Source organism: Cytobacillus sp. (assembly GCF_032154635.1).
In the GTDB taxonomy this organism is placed as follows: domain Bacteria; phylum Bacillota; class Bacilli; order Bacillales; family Cytobacillaceae; genus Cytobacillus.
The window spans coordinates 42,620-59,523 of sequence record NZ_JALDXW010000021.1; the positions used below are offsets into that span (position 1 = coordinate 42,620).

A 16,904-nucleotide genomic window follows, 5' to 3' on the forward strand; every position below is an offset into this window, starting at 1 on the left:
CATAAAATAGTAGTATACTTAAGCCGTGATGGAAATCATTCTATCATGGCTTTTTCATTAACTATTTGGAGGATGTTGAAGTGAGTACATATAGAATTGAAAAGGACTTCCTTGGTGAAAAGCATGTACCAATCGAAGCGTACTATGGAATACAGACATTAAGGGCGGTTGAGAACTTCCCAATTACTGGCTATAAATTAGACAAAGAATTAATTATTGCAATGGCAATTGTGAAAAAAGCTGCTGCACTAGCAAATGCCGATGTAGGCAGATTATATAAAGGAAAAGCAGAAGTGATTTGCCAAGCTGCAGATGAAATTATTACAGGCAAATGGCATGATCATTTTCTCGTTGATCCGATACAAGGTGGAGCAGGAACTTCAATCAATATGAATACAAATGAGGTTATTGCTAATAGAGGATTAGAGCTTCTTGGCAAAGAGAAAGGCGAGTATTTCCATCTTAATCCGAATATCGATGTAAATATGGCTCAATCAACAAATGATGCTTTCCCAACAGCCATCCATATTGCTGTTTATCGTGCGCTCGCATCATTGCTAGCGACAATGAAGGAAATGAAGGCAGCATTCAGTGCGAAAGCAGATGAATTTGATTCTGTTATTAAAATGGGCAGAACACATTTACAGGATGCGGTACCTATTCGACTAGGCCAGGAATTTAGGGCATATACGAACGTCATTGAACGTGATATCAAAAGAATTGAGCGATCAAAAGATAATTTGTTAGAAGTAAATATGGGAGCTACAGCTGTAGGAACAGGTCTAAATGCCGACCCTAATTATATTGAAAAAGTGGTTCAATATTTGGCAGAAATATCAGGAATTCCTGTTGTTCCAGCAGACAGCTTAGTAGATGCGACCCAAAATACAGATGCATACGTGGAAGTTTCTGCCGCTTTGAAAATATGTATGGTAAATATGTCGAAGATTGCTAATGATCTTCGTTTAATGGCTTCAGGACCAAGGGCTGGCTTGTATGAAATCAATTTACCAGCTCGCCAGCCAGGCTCTTCTATCATGCCAGGAAAAGTAAATCCTGTTATGCCGGAAGTCATAAATCAAATTGCGTTCCAAGTCATTGGGAATGATCATACGATTTCTTTAGCATCTGAAGCTGGCCAATTTGAATTAAATGTCATGGAACCAGTTCTATTATTTAATTTATTACAGTCGATATCAATTATGAACAACGGCTTCCGTGTGTTTTCAGATTTCTGTGTATCAGGTATTACTGCTAATACAGAACGTTTAAGGGAATACGTGGAGAAGAGTGTTGGCTTGCTGACGGCAGTAAACCCGCATATTGGTTATAATGTGGCATCTGAAATTGCAAGAGAGTCAATTGTTAACGGAAAATCAATCCGTGAATTATGTTTGTTGTATGATGTACTAACGGAAGAGGAATTGGACTTAATATTAGATCCTTATGAAATGACAAAGCCAGGAATTGCTGGTTCGTCATTACTTGATAAATAAAAATGCAAAATAAAAATACCGATGCCAGTTATCGGTATTTTTATTTTATGTAAAGGGAAAGTATCTGCCGGCAGTTACATCATTAAAAGTATGTTATAATTATACATTATTCTTGTTGTATATATTTTAATTTATGGAGGTTTATGAGCATGGATGCACTGGAAATCCTTACAGACTTAGATAATGTTTTCCCATATTTTCAGCCGATATTCAGTGCGGATGAACATCGTGTCATAGGCTATGAAGTATTCGGGAGATACCAAGGAGAAAACGGAGTGGTCAGCTTAGGACCATTTTTCCTAGATGAGGGCATCCCAGAAGAGTATCGCCTTGAAGTTGATCATGTTGTATTAAAAAAAGCATTGGAAAAATTTGTTGCGATCTCTTCAGAAGAGGATGTGCTTTTATTTGTTAACAAAGATGCAGATTTACTTATGTATGATAATGCTGAATCATTCTTATCACTAATTTTAGATTATCAAGCAAAAGGGGTACCGCTTGATCGAATTGTTTTAGAGTCCACAGAACGGGCTTATAGAGGAAATATGGAGCATTTAGACCATTTAATGAACTATTTACGTACATATGGAATTAAAATTGCTATTGATAATATGGGGAATGAAAGGAGCCATCTAGACCGAATCGGTCAGCTTGCACCGAATATTATTAAAGTTGACTTGAACGAGCTCAGGTCAACAGGGTCCGCCCATGTTCTTCATGATATATTATATACTTTATCATTATTAGCAAGAAAAATTGGTGCCAATCTGCTTTTTAAAAATATTGAAATGGATTATCAGCTGCAGTTTGCATGGAGAAATGGCGGCAGGTACTACCAAGGCTATTACCTACACAATCCTGGTAAGGACTTTGTTGATCGCGATATTATGAAAGAAAAGCTTAGAGGAAAATGTCAACAATATATTACTTATGAAAAGAAAAAACTTGAGGCTTTGCATGAATTATCAGAGAAATTTAATGAAAGACTCACTCAATTTCTTCAAGTGAAAAATCGTAAATTATTAGAGTACGAGGAGTTAATCAAGGTTCTTTCACAATTCCTCAATGATGTGTCTTTTAGACTTTACATCTGTGATGAAAACGGCTTTCAAAAATCTGCAAATATTTTTAAAAAGGATAATAATTGGCTCGTCCAGCAACAATATTTACATAAAAATTGGAGCTGGCGTCCTTACTTTTTGGAAAATATTATGAAGATGAGAAATGATAAAAAGGGGATACTTTCTGACCTGTACAGCGATATTGAAACAGGAGAAACGATTCGGACATTTTCGTATCCTCTTCATTCCAGTGATTATTTATTTGTTGATTTATCCTATGAGTTTCTTTATGAACGGGAAGGATTATTGTAAAAAATTTCGATTTGTGTAAGGTCTCTCTCAAGAGACCTTATTTTTTTTACACGTTAACAACGAGTGTTGTTTATAAAAAATGGGGTGTTTTTGTCTTTTTAAAGGGGTATAGGACAGATAGAAGGAAAATCTGTCACAATCTGCAAGATTTAAGCGAACGATTCTACTCTATTTTTCATATGATTATTGGTAGAATGAAATAATAAGCAGCGGAAAGAAAGGAAGAGTGAAATGAAAAAAAAATACCTAACAATTATGATATGTTTACTTTTATTACGTTTTATTTTTCCTTCTTTGTCACATGCCGATTCGCAATTGCACGATGACAAATCAGTTCTGCAATTTTTACAAGAAGCATATCAAGCTCAATTGTCATTAGGTAATAAACTTCAAAGTATGGAAGAAATACATAAGACGCTTTATCCCTATTTTACAAAGGATTATACGCGGGAGTTTTTAGATGAGAATCTCGTTGATGAAATTGGAAAATATATTACGTACGGTACAGATTTTCCGATTTATTATATTCCCTTTTTCAGCTATACAAACGAGACAAAGGTTGTAAGGTCGCAGGACTCTATATATGTATTTGAGTTTTTTCCGGAAACAAATGAAGGCCCAGTGTCTTACGAAAGTCATTATGAAGGGGTTAGGATGGAAAGAGCAGACACAGTCTGGAAGGTAGCAGAGTATTTAAATAATGAGATTCTATTAGAAATCATTGATCAGTCAAAGGGAGATGGCACTCCGGTTAAGAGGGATCTTGCTAATAAAAGTGTAGCAAAGGTTACTTTACAAATAGGTTTGGCATTAAATCCGATAACGTCATTCTATAAATATGGGAACTCATTTGTAGTAGATCATTTTGAATAGCTGATAAAATAGAGGAGCAGACTTCCATCGAGTCTGCTCCTTTTCATCGTCTAACTTTTAAGCTAGAGAATTGTCTAGCGTAAGCTCCTTTTTTTCGTTTGTACGGTGATGACTAAGGCGCTTGTGCTTTTCTAATCTTGAATGTTTAGTTCGATTTTTAACTTTTCTAGGTCAAAGCCAGTAATTACTGTATCTCCTATGACAATTGTCGGGGTGGAGTAGGATTGATAGGTTTCGATTAATTCCTTCCTTGCTTTCCGATCTGTTTTTATATTTTTTATCTCAAAAGAGAATCCAGATTCCGTTAAAAATCTTTTTGTTATTTCGCAAGGAGGACATTCAGGTTGTGTGTAGACAGTAATTTTTTTCAAAGCGGGTCAGTCCTTTCATGATAAATATAATAGGGAAAAAGCAAAGGGATTTCAATGATTATCTTTCGATTTATTAATTTTTGATTTAAAAAAATATTATCATTTAGTTAGTTTTTACTTGTATAAATGACTATCATTAATTTATGCTGTTATTATTGGTATGAAACAAGAGAAATGTCGAATATTCTGAATCTAAACTTTTAGGATAGAAACATGCCAAAAGAGAAACATAAACGTATGATGTTTTTGTTTTTGTTGAAAGGAGAGGGAGCATGTCACAGCTTCAAGGTATATTAACACGATTAAAAAATCTTCAGGAACAATCAGCCAGCGGTGAACCGATGCAGCGTTTTTTTGAGGTGAATGGAGAAAGGAAATGCCAAGTAACCTATCAGCCGAAAAGTGAAATGTTTGAGCTGGAAGTTTACCAGGATAAAGAAAAGCCAAAAAGGTACCAATTCGACAATATCGATATGATTACTATTGAGATATTTGATTTAATTCAATAATGAACATAAGCATAGGAGCCTTTTTGGCTCCTTTTTTTAATACTTGTCTAATTGAACAAGACTTTTGTTTTAAACATAATAAGAGCAAGGAAAGGGAAATTGTGTTACACTATATTAGCAGATAGAAAACATTTAAACTGAGGAGTTTTCGACGATGATAAGTCTTCACAGTGGGGAGTATTTAGAAAGTAATATTAGACAATTTATGATACCTTCAGAACGCGTTGCACATGTGCAAGTCGGCAACAATCTAGAACATGCACTTTTAGTATTGACGAAGAGCGGCTACACAGCCATACCTGTACTAGATCCGTATTATAGACTGCATGGCTTAATAAGCACCCCAATTATTATGGATTCTATTCTTGGCCTGGAAAGAATTGAGTTTGAAAAATTAGAAGAAAAACGTGTAGAAGAAGTGATGAATAAGAAAATTCCTAGATTGAACGTTGATTCATCTGTTCAGGATTCCATTGCATTATTAATTGATAATCCGTTTCTATGCGTTGAAAATGAGAACGGTTACTTTGAAGGAATATTTACACGCAGAACGGTACTTAACGAGCTACACAAGCTTGCACGTAAGTTAAATAAGAAATAATACAATTGGCTCCCAGATATGGGGGCTTGATTTTTAGTTATAAGGGGTAATGATCTATGTCATCACTATCTGAATTTCACTTTCTTGCGGTATTAGCTCAGGAAATGAATATGAGAAAGGCTGCAGAACGGTTATTTGTCTCACAGCCAGCCCTTTCGCAGAGGCTACAAACGATTGAAAAGGAATGGGGAGAAAAACTTTTTATCCGTTCACAAAAAGGCTTGTCACTGACCCCTGCTGGTGAATTAGTCATAAAGTTTATTAATGAAGTAATCATAAAAGAAGAAAAGGTACGAGAATCGATTCATGCATTAAATGCTGAAGTGTATGGAACCTTAAAGATTGCTGTTGCATCCATTGTAGGGCAAAACTGGCTTCCACAAGTACTGAAGAAATTCGTTACCCGCTATCCACAAGCGAAAATTTCGCTAGTAACAGGCTGGAGCAGTGAAATATTAAAGTCTCTTTATGAAGATCAAGTACATATTGGTATTATCCGCGGAACTCCTGATTGGAAAGGGGTAAAGACACATTTGTTTCAGGACAGCCTTTATCTTGTTGATACGGAGATTACAAGTCCGGAGCAGGTTCTTGAAACAGACCGTCCTTTTATCCAATTTAAGAGTGATTCAAACTATTATCAGGAAATTCAAGATTGGTGGCTTAAACATTTTAAAACAGCACCGAAACGCACGATCGTTGTTGATCAAATCGAAACATGCAAGCAAATGACTTTCAATGGGATTGGATATGCAATTTTGCCAGCAATCACATTAAATGGGGCGGAAAAGGATATTTTTAAAATTCCATTATTAGATGAAAATAATTTGCCATTAAAAAGAGATACATGGCTGCTTGGCTATGAATCTGCATTCAAGCTAAAACAAGTGCAAGCATTTGTTGAATTGATAAAAGAACATATAAGCGAAGAAAACAAACAGTAATCAGAGTATTTTCTACTTTTGTCGAAATTTGGTATACTTAAGAGAAAGAGGAAATTTATTTGATGGTAGTTTGGCGGGCTGACTATTTTATGCGTGAATGGGGTAAAACAAGTACTATGGATAGTAACTGCATTAAATTATAAATGCTATTTAATTAAATTAATTATTAAATAATATTGACATTAAATGCTAAATAGCTTATAATTTATTTTGTTGATTATAATATAAATGAGAATAAGAAATGTATTTTCTCATTTAAAATGCTAAATGGAGGGATTACATATGCCAGAACGTATGGTAGGTAAACAAGCACCACGTTTTGAAATGGATGCAGTAATGCCAAATAAAGAATTTGGTAAAGTAAGTCTTGAAGCAAACATGAAAAATGACAAATGGACTGTGCTTTTCTTCTATCCAATGGATTTCACTTTTGTGTGTCCAACAGAAATTACTGCTTTGTCTGATCGTTATGATGAGTTTGAAGATCTTGATGCAGAAGTAATCGGTGTGTCAACTGATACGATTCATACACATTTAGCATGGATTAAAACAGATCGTAAAGATAATGGTCTTGGCGATTTAAACTATCCGCTCGCTGCTGATACAAATCATGTAGTAGCTCGCGATTATGGCGTACTCATTGAAGAAGAGGGAATTGCACTTCGTGGTCTATATATTATTAGTCCGGAAGGCGAGTTAATGTATTCTGTTGTGAATCACAACAACATTGGCCGTGACGTAGATGAAACACTACGTGTTCTTCAAGCGCTTCAAACAGGTGGCCTTTGCCCAGCGAACTGGAAACCAGGTCAAAAAACTTTATAATTAAGTGTTTGAAATTATTAAAGGCCTAACCCTCGTTAGGTCTTTTCTTTCAGTGATTAGATGCAGTTAAAAAGTGATAAAAAGGGAGGATATAAGATGAAATTACGTGCACCAATGCCTGAGCTTTCAGGGGCAACAGAATGGTTAAACGGGGAAGTAACGAAAGAACAGCTTATCGGTGAAAAACCCACACTAATACATTTTTGGTCAGTTAGCTGCCATTTATGTAAAGAGGCTATGCCTAATGTGAATCAATTTAGAGATGATTACAAGGATAGATTAAATGTAATTGCGGTCCATATGCCTCGATCTGAGGATGATTTGGACATTGAATTAATTAAAAAGGTAGCGGCAGAGCATGAAATTAGCCAGCCGATTTTCGTAGATAGCGAGCATAAGCTAACAGATTCCTTTGAAAATCAATATGTACCAGCTTATTATGTTTTTGATAAAGATGGAAATCTCCGTCACTTTCAAGCAGGTGGAGGCGGCATGAAAATGCTTGAAAAGCGTGTGAATCGCGTATTGGACGAAATGAATAAAGAAGATTAATTACTGGCCAATTTGTTAAAGAATCAAGCAATCTTAGCTTGATTCTTTTTGTTTGTAAAAAAATAAATGGTCGGTCTGATTCATTAAGAAAGCTTTTATGTACGAAGTAATAAACAGCGCATCGAAATGAAGCAGTCCGACATTTACATACGTGGTTGTGAGCAGATACCATGAATGTTTTTTGTATAAAAATTTTCTTAAAAGAGTGAAAATTATAAAAAATAGGGTGGAAATACATTTCGAAACCCGTTATATTTAATATTACGTTCTTTTATTTTTTCAGAAGGGGGAAAATTCTTGGAGACATTTAAAAAACTGAAAATGTATTATTGGCCATATAAGAAATATTTTTTATGGTCAATCGGCTTCCTTACGGTCGTAACAGCGATCACAGTTATTTATCCTATGATACTACAAATAACAATTGATGAGGTTGTACTAAATGGTCGATATAATTGGATTCCGCTGCTTTCATTTGGGTTTATTGGAATAATGGTTATAAAGGGTATCGCTTCGTTCATTTATCAATATACAGGTGATTTATTTGGAATTACATCTGTATATAAGCTCCGCAATGCTTTATATGAGAAGCTCCAGTTCTTGCCTTTTAGATATTATGATAATGCGAAGACTGGGGATTTAATGTCACGCCTTACAGCAGATGTAGAAGGGTTTCGCTTTTTTCTATCCGTTGGTTTCTCTGAACTTATTCGCTTTGTCCTATTAATTGGTATCAGCTTTGCCGTTATGTTTTATTACTCAATGTCATTGACCATTGTTACGTTAATTACATTACCTTTCCTAGCCGTTGTTACCTTTAAATTTGATAAAGCTGTTCATCCTGCATTTAGAAATATTCGAAAATCCTTTGGTCGCCTAAATACGAAGGTTCAGGAGAATATTAGCGGAATTAATACAGTTAAATCACTTTCTAGAGAAGATTTTGAAATTAATAAATTTTATATTACAAATGGTGATTACAAGGATAAATATTTGCTTACTTCTAATATATGGGCTAAATATTTTCCTCTAATGGAGTTTTTGGGGAATATAAGCGTTGTCTTTTTGTTATCTTATGGCGGATATCTAGTTATGAGTGGGAATTTAAATCCTGGAGAACTTGTCGCATTTTATAGTCTTCTATGGTATATCATGTGGCCGATTATGAACCTTGGCTTTGTAGTTAATTTATTCTCCCAAGCAAAGGCTTCTGGTGAAAGGTTATTAGAAATCCTGGATGCCAAAAATGAGATTGAGAATGGATCTGCTGCAATCATGAAAGAACGCTTGAATGGGGGGGTCGAGTTCCGTAATGTTACTCTTCGGTATACAGAAGATGACAAAGAGGCGCTTTACAATATTTCATTTAAAGCGCTTCCAGGTAAGATTATTGGTTTAATAGGTTCTACTGGCTCTGGAAAAACAAGTTTAACTCAGCTTATGACGAGGTTCTACGAGCCAGAGTCAGGTGAAGTTCTTATTGATGGCATTCATACGAAGGATTACTCCCTTTCTTCCTTAAGAAGCAATATAGGTTTTGTGCTACAAGAGTCCTTTTTGTTCTCCTCATCTATAAAAGCAAACATTTCCTATGGCAAGCCTGATGCGACAATGGAGGAAATTATTGATGCTGCAAAAAGGGCACAGGCACATGATTTTATTATCGAATTGCCTGATGGCTATGAAACGATGCTAGGAGAAAGAGGGATGGGTCTTTCAGGCGGTCAGAAACAGCGTATAGCCATTGCCCGTGCTATTTGTATTGATCCAAGTATCCTTATATTAGATGATGCGACAAGCGCAGTTGATATGGAGACGGAATTCCAGATACAGAAAGCCTTAAAAGAGGTTATGAAAGGAAGAACAACATTTATCATTGCCCACCGTATTTCTTCATTAAAGCATGCAGATGAAATTCTTGTATTGGAAAACGGCCGAATTGTTGAAAGGGGCGTTCATAAACATTTATTAAACCAAAATGGCCCTTATCAAAGAATCTATAACATTCAATATCAAGACCTGAAAAGGGTAAGCAAAAGTCATATAGGCTAGGGGGTGAAAAGATGGAAAAGAATAAAAATGAGAAAGTGTTAGTAAGGTTCAAATACTCAGCAGATGAGGTAATAGAAAAGCCGTTTAACTGGAAGCAAATGCTAAGGCTTTTTAGCTATATGAAGCCCTACCGAAAGGATTTGCTTCCATTATCGATTTTGATGGTATTGCTTAATACGGGTGTGAAATTAATTATTCCAATCTTAATTGGTGTATACACGCTAGATAAAGCATTAGTAAATAAAGATGGGCAATTGCTTGCGATCTTAGTCTCCATTATCGCTTTGCTTTATATTCTTTCCTATGGGGCGAATTATTTTCGAATAAAATGGATGAATATGTTAGGACAAAGTGTGATATATGACTTGAGAAGGCATTTATTTACACATGTGCAAACATTGTCGCACCGTTTTTTTGATCAGCGTTCTGCTGGCTCAATACTTGTTCGGATCATGAATGATATTAATTCATTGCAAGAGCTTTTTACTAATGGGGTCATAAATTTATTAATGGACATGATCCTATTGGTTGGAATTTTTATCATTTTATTTACTCTAAGTCCTGAGTTAACATTAGCTATTATGGTTATTTTGCCGATTATGTTTTTTATCTCAACTTCACTTCGGCGTAAAATTAGAAGGTCTTGGCAAGTGGTTCGCTTAAAACAGTCAAAGTTAAATTCACATTTGAATGAAAGCATCCAAGGGATTCGAATTACCCAATCATTTACTCAAGAAAAAGAAAATATGATCTATTTTGATGGTGTTAATACCGAAAACTTTGAGAGCTGGAGAATAGCTTCACAAAAAAATGCAATGTTTAGACCATTAGTTGAATTAACAAATGCGCTAGGTTCGGCAGTACTAATATGGTTTGGCGCATATTTAATCCAAGGAAATGAAATATCGATCGGCGTATTTGTGTCTTTTGCTTTTTACTTAGGAATGTTTTGGGAACCCATTTCCCGATTAGGAATGGTTTACAATCAATTATTAATGGGAATGGCATCCTCTGAAAGAATTTTTGAATTCCTAGATGAAAAGCCGAATGTTTCGGAGAAGATGAATGCAGTCCAATTAAATGGAATTCGCGGTCATATTGAATTTGAAAATGTAAAATTTGCATACGATGATAGACGCCCAGCATTAAAAGCAGTTGATCTTGAAATACAAGCAGGGCAGACTGTTGCATTAGTTGGCCATACGGGTTCTGGAAAAACAACAATTGCTAATTTAATAAGTCGCTTTTATGATCCGACTGAGGGAATGGTAAAGATAGACGGTCATGATGTAAGAGATGTCACTTTATCGAGCCTGCGTATGCAAATTAGTATTGTTCTTCAGGACACTTTTATCTTTTCAGGTACAATTAAAGAGAATATTCGATTTGGACGGCCAGATGCAACGGATGCTGAGGTGATAGAGGCAGCAAAAGCAGTCGGAGCTCATACTTTTATTGCAAATTTGCCGAATGGATACGAAACAGAAGTAGAGGAACGGGGGAATATATTGTCAGTGGGTGAAAGACAGCTATTATCTTTTGCCAGAGCATTGCTTGCGGATCCAAAGATATTAATTCTTGATGAAGCAACTGCTAGTATTGATACAGAAACCGAAATGAAAATCCAGAAGGCATTAAAAACATTATTAAATGGAAGGACGGCAATCATAATTGCCCATCGTTTATCAACAATTCGCGAAGCAGACAATATATTTGTTCTTGACCACGGTATGATCAAGGAGCAAGGAAGTCATCATCAGTTAATGGAGCTGGAAGGGGAGTATTATTCACTTGTGAAGGCTCAATATCATATGCTGGGTGCAGTTTAGTTTGCCTTGTTGATTGAAAAAAGAGTATGCTCTCCTACTAAAAGCAATAATTTAGCAATCATACGTTGCTTTTTTTAACCCAATACCTCAGCTTAGAAAGGAGTATGTTTTGAATTAGTTTATATCAAAACATACTCTTTTTTGTACATATAAAAAGTTTTGTCTTACATTCTAAAGTACAATGCCAATTCACATTTCTTTTATAGGCTTTTCTATTTTAATGATTGTGCTACAATAAGTTAATATGATTAATGAAACTAAGTTGGAGGAATACGTGTGAGAAAAGAATTTGCAGTAATTGGTCTTGGACGATTTGGGGGAAGTATTTGTCGTGCTTTAGCTGAAGAAGGATTAGAAGTTATGGCAATTGATATGAACGAAGACAGGGTCAACGAATTCTCTATGATTGCAACTCACGCTGTCGTTGGTGATACGACTGATGAATCAGTTGTTAAAAGCTTAGGTATTCGGAACTTTGATCATGTGATTGTAGCGATCGGTGACAATATCCAAGCAAGTATCTTAACCACTTTAATATTAAAGGAATTAGGCGTAAATAAAATTACTGTAAAAGCACAGAACGATTATCATGAAAAAGTGTTAAGAAAGATTGGAGCCGATCATGTAGTACATCCTGAGCGTGATATGGGAAAGAGAATTGCGCATAGTATTGTTTCTAATAATGTTCTTGATTATCTGGAATTGTCTGATGAACATAGTATTGTTGAGATCGTTGCAAATCAAAAGTTAGCTGGTTATTCTTTGATTGATTTAGATATTCGTGCAAAATATGGGATTAATATCGTAGCCATCAAAAGGAAAAATGAAATTATTGTTTCGCCAAAGGCCCATGAAAGAATTCAGGTGAATGACATTCTTATCGTTATTGGTGCGGATGTGGATATTAACAGATTTGAAAAAAAAGTAATGGTTTAATTTAAGATATGCGAGGTTTTTTTTCGGATGGGTGAACGAGCGTATTATTTCTCCGATGGAGCTAGACAAAAAAGCTGTAGTTCTCTTGTGAACTACAGCTTTTTTCTTTATCACACTTCCATAATGATTGGTAAAATCATTGGACGGCGTTTTGTTTTTTCGTAAAGGAATGGAGCTAGTGTGTCAGTAATTTCATTTTTAATTTCTGACCATTGTGTTGTCTTGCGTTCCATTACTTTGTTTAAATGCTTACTAATAAGTGATTGGGCGTCATTAATCAAATCTCCAGATTCTCTCATATAAACAAAGCCCCGAGAAATTAAATCAGGCCCTGCAGCAATTTTGAAATCCTTCATATTAATACTAACAACAACTACCACTAAGCCTTCTTCAGAAAGAATACGACGGTCTCTTAATACAATATTCCCAATATCGCCAATCCCGCTTCCGTCAATATAGACAGAGCCAGAAGGGATTTTTCCTGCAATTTGAGCCGTATCTTCACTTAACGCAAGCACTTCACCATTATCCATGATAAAACAGTTTTCTTCTAGTACACCACAATCCACTGCTAATTTTGCATGCATTTTTTGCATACGGTATTCACCGTGTATAGGCATGAAGAATTTTGGTTTAATTAAACGGAGCATTAGCTTCTGCTCTTCTTGGCCGCCATGACCTGATGTGTGGATATCACTCAATTTTCCGTATATTACTTCAGCGCCAGCACGTGCAAGACTATCAATCGTTCTACTCACGCTAATCGTGTTGCCAGGGATTGGGGAGGATGAAAATACAACCGTATCCCCAGGAATAATTTGAATTTGGCGATGAGTGCCATTTGCAATGCGTGATAGGGCTGCCATTGGTTCACCTTGGCTACCTGTACATAGAATCGTTACACGATTAGCTGGCAAACGATTAATTTGCTGGGCATCGATGAAGGTATCCTTCGGTGCATTTATATATCCTAATTCTTGACCAATATTAATCGCAGCTTCCATGCTCCTGCCGAAAACAGCAATCTTTCTTCCATTTAGAACAGCTGCCTCCGTTACTTGTTGAAGTCTATGAATATTTGATGCAAAGGTAGCGAAGATCACTCTTCCTTCCACCTTGCGGAATATATCGTGAATACTTTCCCCTACGCGGCGTTCTGACATCGTGAATTCAGGAATTTCGCTATTCGTGCTATCAGATAATAGACAAAGAACTCCCTCTTTCCCTATCTCTGCCATTTTTGTTAAATTTGCGGGCTCTCCAACAGGTGTGAAGTCAAACTTAAAGTCACCAGTATGAACAATTTGTCCTGGAGGAGTCTTTACAACAATCCCGTAAGAATCCGGGATACTATGCGTTGTACGGAAGAAGGTAACAGACGTTTTCCTGAATTTAATAACATCCTCTTCCTTAATTTCATGCATCTTCGTTTGTCTAAGTAATCCATGCTCTTCTAATTTGTTTTTTAACAAACCAAGAGCAAGTTTTCCCCCATAAACAGGAATGTTTACTTCTCTTAATAAATAGGGAATTCCGCCAATATGGTCCTCATGTCCATGAGTGATGAAAAGCCCCTTAATTTTTTCTTCATTTTTTACTAAATAAGTATAGTCGGGTATGACGTAGTCAATTCCAAGAAGCTCATCTTCAGGGAATTTTATCCCTGCATCAATTAAGATGATTTCATCCTGAAATTGAACAGCATACGTATTTTTGCCGATTTCACCAAGTCCTCCTAAGGCGAAAACAGCTGTTTGGTCATTTTTTACAAATTTCATAATTTATCCGATCTCCAATACTTTAAAGTCTTCGTTTTGTTTTTCATATTCTAAGAATGCTCCTTCAAGTGCGGTAATGAACTCAATATTGTACGGTTCGTTTTTTAATTTTAGCCGAACATCTCTTTCAGTATCCCCTTCAACATAAATCGTCTGTGTTTTTTCGCGAACGGGTACTTGTTTAATGGACTCTTGAAAATAAACTTTGAAAATCATCAACTATCTCTCCTTAATCCGATATAACTTTTTCTATTATATAAAAAATTAACATGTTTTTCATGTTTTTTCTTATTAAAGATAAAATAACCAAGATAATAACGTTGTAAGTATGAATGAAAAAAAGGTTACTGTCTAGCTTCATTCTATAAACAAGGAGCCCTTCACAAATTTGAAGGGCTCAAAAATGATTTAGGCAATTGTTTTTTTTCGAAGCATATCTCTCCATTGTTTTAAAAGCTTTTTTCTGAGCTTCTTTAACATTGTCGATCATCTCCTTACATACTATTTTATACGATCCTTGTCCAATGTAAAGTGAATCGAGGATTTTACATGCGAAAAGCTCTAAAAATCCCTTTTTTTATTATTGTATGCTGATAAGGATGTATCTCTCGTGGGTAATAAAAGATTATTTTGGTGAAACAAAGATTATTAACTATTTTGTTCAAATGGGAAAGATTCATGAGTGAAAATGAATTATATAATAGAAGTTTTCGTTAATTGACATTTTTTTCTCAAGAGGTTAGTGTATTACGGGAAACGAAAGAATATCGGATTAAGGAATTGAAGGAAAAGCTATGCCTAGAAAGGAATGAATGAGAATGAAAAAAATTGCATTTTTTGATATAGATGGGACGCTGCTCGATCGGAACAAGCAATTGCCCCGTTTGACAAAAGAAGCTTTAGTGAAGTTGAAAGAGAATGGGGTGTTTGTAGCTATTGCAACGGGTCGTGCACCGTTTATGTTTGAAAAGTTGAGAAAAGAGCTGGATATTGATTCTTATGTCAGTTTTAATGGCCAGTATGTAGTTTTTGAAAACGAAGTGATCTATAAAAATCCATTAGATACTCAAGAATTAGAAAATTTATATGCGCACTCAATGGAAAGAAACCATCCAATGGTATTTATGGATGAAAAAGTAATGATGGCGTCTGTCGCGGATAATGAGTATATCGATTTATGCATTAAAGGTCTGAAATTCCCTTATCCAAATGTGGATGAAAATTATTACAGAAATAATGAAGTATTTCAATCGTTAATATTTTGTGAAGAGCAAAATGATGCGCTTTATGAGATGAATTTTCCTAATTCGCGTTTTGTACGATGGCATCGGTTTTCTACGGATGTTTTACCGGCAGGGGGGTCAAAAGCGGAGGGAACTAAGCTCATGGCTGAACGTCTTGGATTTAATATGAAAGATGTATATGCCTTTGGGGATGGTTTGAATGATATTGAAATGCTGCAAACGGTTGGTACTGGAGTAGCTATGGGAAATGCTGCTGAACAAGTAAAAATGGCAGCTGATGTCACAACGACTTCAGTCGACGATGATGGGATATGGAATGCATTAAAAAAACTAAAGCTAATCTAAGATAAACAAAGAGAGCATGAACCAAAATGGTTCATGCTTTTATTACCTTTCTATAGGGAGTCCATTTTCAATTGGTTTCAATGGGTTTTGCTGATCAATATGATCATAGAACATTACTCCATTTAGGTGGTCTATTTCATGCTGAAACACAATTGCCAAAATTCCTTTAGCTCTTAATTTAATCTCGTTCCCTTCTAGGGTTGTGCCTTTGACGGTGATGCGTGCATATCGGGGAACATAGCCTGGGATGGATTCGTCAACAGAAAGACATCCTTCCCCGGAAGTAAGATAAGACTTTTCTACTGAATGGCTGACAATTTTAGGGTTCAAAAGTGCATAGCTATGTAATACGCCTTTTTCATCGTGTACATGTATGGCAATCATCCGTTTTGAAACATTAATTTGAGGCGCAGCTAAGCCGATTCCAGAACGTAACCCATATTTTTTCGCAATTTCGGGGTCCTGGCTATTTTTAATATACTCCATCATACTTTCTAATATTTGTTTGTCTTCATCTGAAGGGGGAATGGAAACTTCCTTTGCTATTTTTCTAAGCGCAGGATGACCATCGCGAATAATATTCTCCATCGTTATCATAAAAATCACTCCTGTGAAAATTTGTCATCAAATTTCAATGCAACTTGTTATAATAGTCTACCAAAGTGTTTGACAAATGTTAATAAAAAGAGAAGGCATGTAATAGCACCTTCTCCATAAATTATTTGTCTTGCTCAAGCGCCTATCGCCTAACAATCTTCAGGTTCCTTCCCTACGATAAGTTAACTTCGGTTCGCTATCTCTCACCCTGTTTCCTTTAGCAAAGTATCGGCCATTTTGCGGTTGTATGGCGATGATTAAGGCGCTACCGCTTTTTTTAACACCAACAAGAACAGCCAACAATGATGAGTAAAATGAACAAGACGACAATTAATGCAAATCCTCTGCCAAATCCTGCACCGTAACCACCATAACTTGGATAGCAACAGCCATAACCGTATCCGCCATATCCGTACATGAAGGATAACCTCCCTAAGTGTTATAGATTATCGTCCATATGTGTTTTGTTTATAATCGGACGATTAATATAGCCTATGTGTAATGAATTTTTTATGTGTAGGCCCATGCCTAAGTCATAAATGAAAAGTATATAGAATAAAATAGTAAAATAGGACAAGT

Annotated in this window: 16 protein-coding genes and 2 pseudogenes; 13 read left to right on the forward strand and 5 right to left on the reverse strand. The window is 35.8% G+C overall.

Going from position 1 to position 16,904, the window contains the following annotated elements; translation table 11 throughout:
* Positions 1-80: 80 nt before the first annotated feature.
* The 3 genes from aspA (at position 81) to RUH74_RS15185 (ending at position 3,742) form a co-directional block, all read left to right on the forward strand.
* Positions 81-1,496 (forward strand): aspartate ammonia-lyase, encoded by a 1,416-nt coding sequence (aspA, locus tag RUH74_RS15175; protein ID WP_313801418.1) that lies wholly within the window; start codon positions 81-83, stop codon positions 1,494-1,496.
* A 149-nt stretch (positions 1,497-1,645) separates the two neighbouring features.
* Entirely contained in the window at positions 1,646-2,869 is a 1,224-nt protein-coding gene (locus RUH74_RS15180) for an EAL domain-containing protein (RefSeq protein ID WP_313801420.1), read from the forward strand.
* A gap of 231 nt (positions 2,870-3,100) precedes the next feature.
* Complete coding sequence (locus RUH74_RS15185; RefSeq protein WP_313801422.1) at positions 3,101-3,742, forward strand: DUF3993 domain-containing protein; 642 nt, start codon at positions 3,101-3,103, stop codon at positions 3,740-3,742.
* A gap of 131 nt (positions 3,743-3,873) precedes the next feature.
* Here RUH74_RS15185 and RUH74_RS15190 read toward each other — a convergent pair whose 3' ends face one another.
* Complete coding sequence (locus RUH74_RS15190; protein WP_313801424.1) at positions 3,874-4,113, reverse strand: glutaredoxin family protein; 240 nt, start codon at positions 4,111-4,113, stop codon at positions 3,874-3,876.
* A 272-nt stretch (positions 4,114-4,385) separates the two neighbouring features.
* On the opposite strand from RUH74_RS15190, the gene RUH74_RS15195 reads away from it, so the two are divergent.
* The 9 genes and pseudogenes from RUH74_RS15195 (at position 4,386) to RUH74_RS15230 (ending at position 12,361) form a co-directional block, all read left to right on the forward strand.
* Positions 4,386-4,622, forward strand: coding sequence for a YkuJ family protein (locus RUH74_RS15195; protein ID WP_053475424.1), 237 nt, complete (start codon positions 4,386-4,388; stop codon positions 4,620-4,622).
* A 154-nt stretch (positions 4,623-4,776) separates the two neighbouring features.
* Positions 4,777-5,223, forward strand: coding sequence for a cyclic-di-AMP-binding protein CbpB (gene cbpB / locus RUH74_RS15200; protein ID WP_313801428.1), 447 nt, complete (start codon positions 4,777-4,779; stop codon positions 5,221-5,223).
* A 56-nt stretch (positions 5,224-5,279) separates the two neighbouring features.
* The gene (locus tag RUH74_RS15205; RefSeq protein ID WP_313801429.1) at positions 5,280-6,167 is read left to right on the forward strand and encodes a transcriptional regulator CcpC; all 888 of its coding nucleotides are present in this window, start codon (positions 5,280-5,282) and stop codon (positions 6,165-6,167) included.
* A 282-nt stretch (positions 6,168-6,449) separates the two neighbouring features.
* Complete coding sequence (locus RUH74_RS15210) at positions 6,450-6,992, forward strand: peroxiredoxin (RefSeq protein WP_313801431.1); 543 nt, start codon at positions 6,450-6,452, stop codon at positions 6,990-6,992.
* Positions 6,993-7,088: 96 nt separating this feature from the next.
* A complete protein-coding gene (locus RUH74_RS15215) occupies positions 7,089-7,544 on the forward strand; it encodes a TlpA family protein disulfide reductase (RefSeq protein WP_313801433.1) in 456 nt (151 codons plus the stop codon).
* A gap of 405 nt (positions 7,545-7,949) precedes the next feature.
* Positions 7,950-8,645, forward strand: a pseudogene (locus RUH74_RS24230) (ABC transporter transmembrane domain-containing protein); the annotation flags it as partial.
* A 288-nt stretch (positions 8,646-8,933) separates the two neighbouring features.
* A pseudogene (locus RUH74_RS24235) lies at positions 8,934-9,596 on the forward strand (ABC transporter ATP-binding protein); the annotation flags it as partial.
* 11 nt (positions 9,597-9,607) lie between these two features.
* Complete coding sequence (locus RUH74_RS15225) at positions 9,608-11,425, forward strand: ABC transporter ATP-binding protein (RefSeq protein ID WP_313801437.1); 1,818 nt, start codon at positions 9,608-9,610, stop codon at positions 11,423-11,425.
* A gap of 276 nt (positions 11,426-11,701) precedes the next feature.
* Positions 11,702-12,361: a potassium channel family protein gene (locus tag RUH74_RS15230; protein WP_313801439.1), complete on the forward strand. Its 660-nt coding sequence runs from the start codon at positions 11,702-11,704 to the stop codon at positions 12,359-12,361.
* Between the two features lie 110 nt (positions 12,362-12,471).
* Here RUH74_RS15230 and rnjA read toward each other — a convergent pair whose 3' ends face one another.
* Complete coding sequence (gene rnjA, locus RUH74_RS15235; protein WP_313801441.1) at positions 12,472-14,139, reverse strand: ribonuclease J1; 1,668 nt, start codon at positions 14,137-14,139, stop codon at positions 12,472-12,474.
* A gap of 3 nt (positions 14,140-14,142) precedes the next feature.
* The gene (locus RUH74_RS15240) at positions 14,143-14,355 is read right to left on the reverse strand and encodes a DNA-dependent RNA polymerase subunit epsilon (RefSeq protein WP_313801443.1); all 213 of its coding nucleotides are present in this window, start codon (positions 14,353-14,355) and stop codon (positions 14,143-14,145) included.
* Between the two features lie 602 nt (positions 14,356-14,957).
* On the opposite strand from RUH74_RS15240, the gene RUH74_RS15245 reads away from it, so the two are divergent.
* Complete coding sequence (locus RUH74_RS15245) at positions 14,958-15,728, forward strand: Cof-type HAD-IIB family hydrolase (RefSeq protein ID WP_313801445.1); 771 nt, start codon at positions 14,958-14,960, stop codon at positions 15,726-15,728.
* 42 nt (positions 15,729-15,770) lie between these two features.
* On the opposite strand, the gene def is transcribed toward RUH74_RS15245, so the two are convergent.
* Both def and RUH74_RS15255 read right to left on the reverse strand, forming a co-directional pair.
* Positions 15,771-16,325, reverse strand: coding sequence for a peptide deformylase (def, locus tag RUH74_RS15250; RefSeq protein WP_313801447.1), 555 nt, complete (start codon positions 16,323-16,325; stop codon positions 15,771-15,773).
* 277 nt (positions 16,326-16,602) lie between these two features.
* Positions 16,603-16,743 carry a YjcZ family sporulation protein gene (locus RUH74_RS15255; RefSeq protein WP_313801449.1) on the reverse strand — a complete coding sequence of 47 codons (141 nt, stop codon included), beginning with the start codon at positions 16,741-16,743 and terminating at the stop codon, positions 16,603-16,605.
* Positions 16,744-16,904 lie beyond the last annotated feature (161 nt).

What these genes read in the sequence shown, in the direction of transcription:
- RUH74_RS15180 (WP_313801420.1), top strand. Translation starts at nt 1,646, where the DNA reads ATGGATGCACTGGAAATCCTTACAGACTTAGATAATGTTTTCCCATAT.
- RUH74_RS15185 (WP_313801422.1), top strand. Translation starts at nt 3,101, where the DNA reads ATGAAAAAAAAATACCTAACAATTATGATATGTTTACTTTTATTACGT.
- RUH74_RS15195 (WP_053475424.1), top strand. Translation starts at nt 4,386, where the DNA reads ATGTCACAGCTTCAAGGTATATTAACACGATTAAAAAATCTTCAGGAA.
- cbpB (WP_313801428.1), top strand. Translation starts at nt 4,777, where the DNA reads ATGATAAGTCTTCACAGTGGGGAGTATTTAGAAAGTAATATTAGACAA.
- RUH74_RS15205 (WP_313801429.1), top strand. Translation starts at nt 5,280, where the DNA reads ATGTCATCACTATCTGAATTTCACTTTCTTGCGGTATTAGCTCAGGAA.
- RUH74_RS15210 (WP_313801431.1), top strand. Translation starts at nt 6,450, where the DNA reads ATGCCAGAACGTATGGTAGGTAAACAAGCACCACGTTTTGAAATGGAT.
- RUH74_RS15215 (WP_313801433.1), top strand. Translation starts at nt 7,089, where the DNA reads ATGAAATTACGTGCACCAATGCCTGAGCTTTCAGGGGCAACAGAATGG.
- RUH74_RS15225 (WP_313801437.1), top strand. Translation starts at nt 9,608, where the DNA reads ATGGAAAAGAATAAAAATGAGAAAGTGTTAGTAAGGTTCAAATACTCA.
- rnjA (WP_313801441.1), bottom strand. Translation starts at nt 14,139, where the DNA reads ATGAAATTTGTAAAAAATGACCAAACAGCTGTTTTCGCCTTAGGAGGA.
- RUH74_RS15240 (WP_313801443.1), bottom strand. Translation starts at nt 14,355, where the DNA reads ATGATTTTCAAAGTTTATTTTCAAGAGTCCATTAAACAAGTACCCGTT.
- RUH74_RS15245 (WP_313801445.1), top strand. Translation starts at nt 14,958, where the DNA reads ATGAAAAAAATTGCATTTTTTGATATAGATGGGACGCTGCTCGATCGG.
- def (WP_313801447.1), bottom strand. Translation starts at nt 16,325, where the DNA reads ATGATAACGATGGAGAATATTATTCGCGATGGTCATCCTGCGCTTAGA.
- RUH74_RS15255 (WP_313801449.1), bottom strand. Translation starts at nt 16,743, where the DNA reads ATGTACGGATATGGCGGATACGGTTATGGCTGTTGCTATCCAAGTTAT.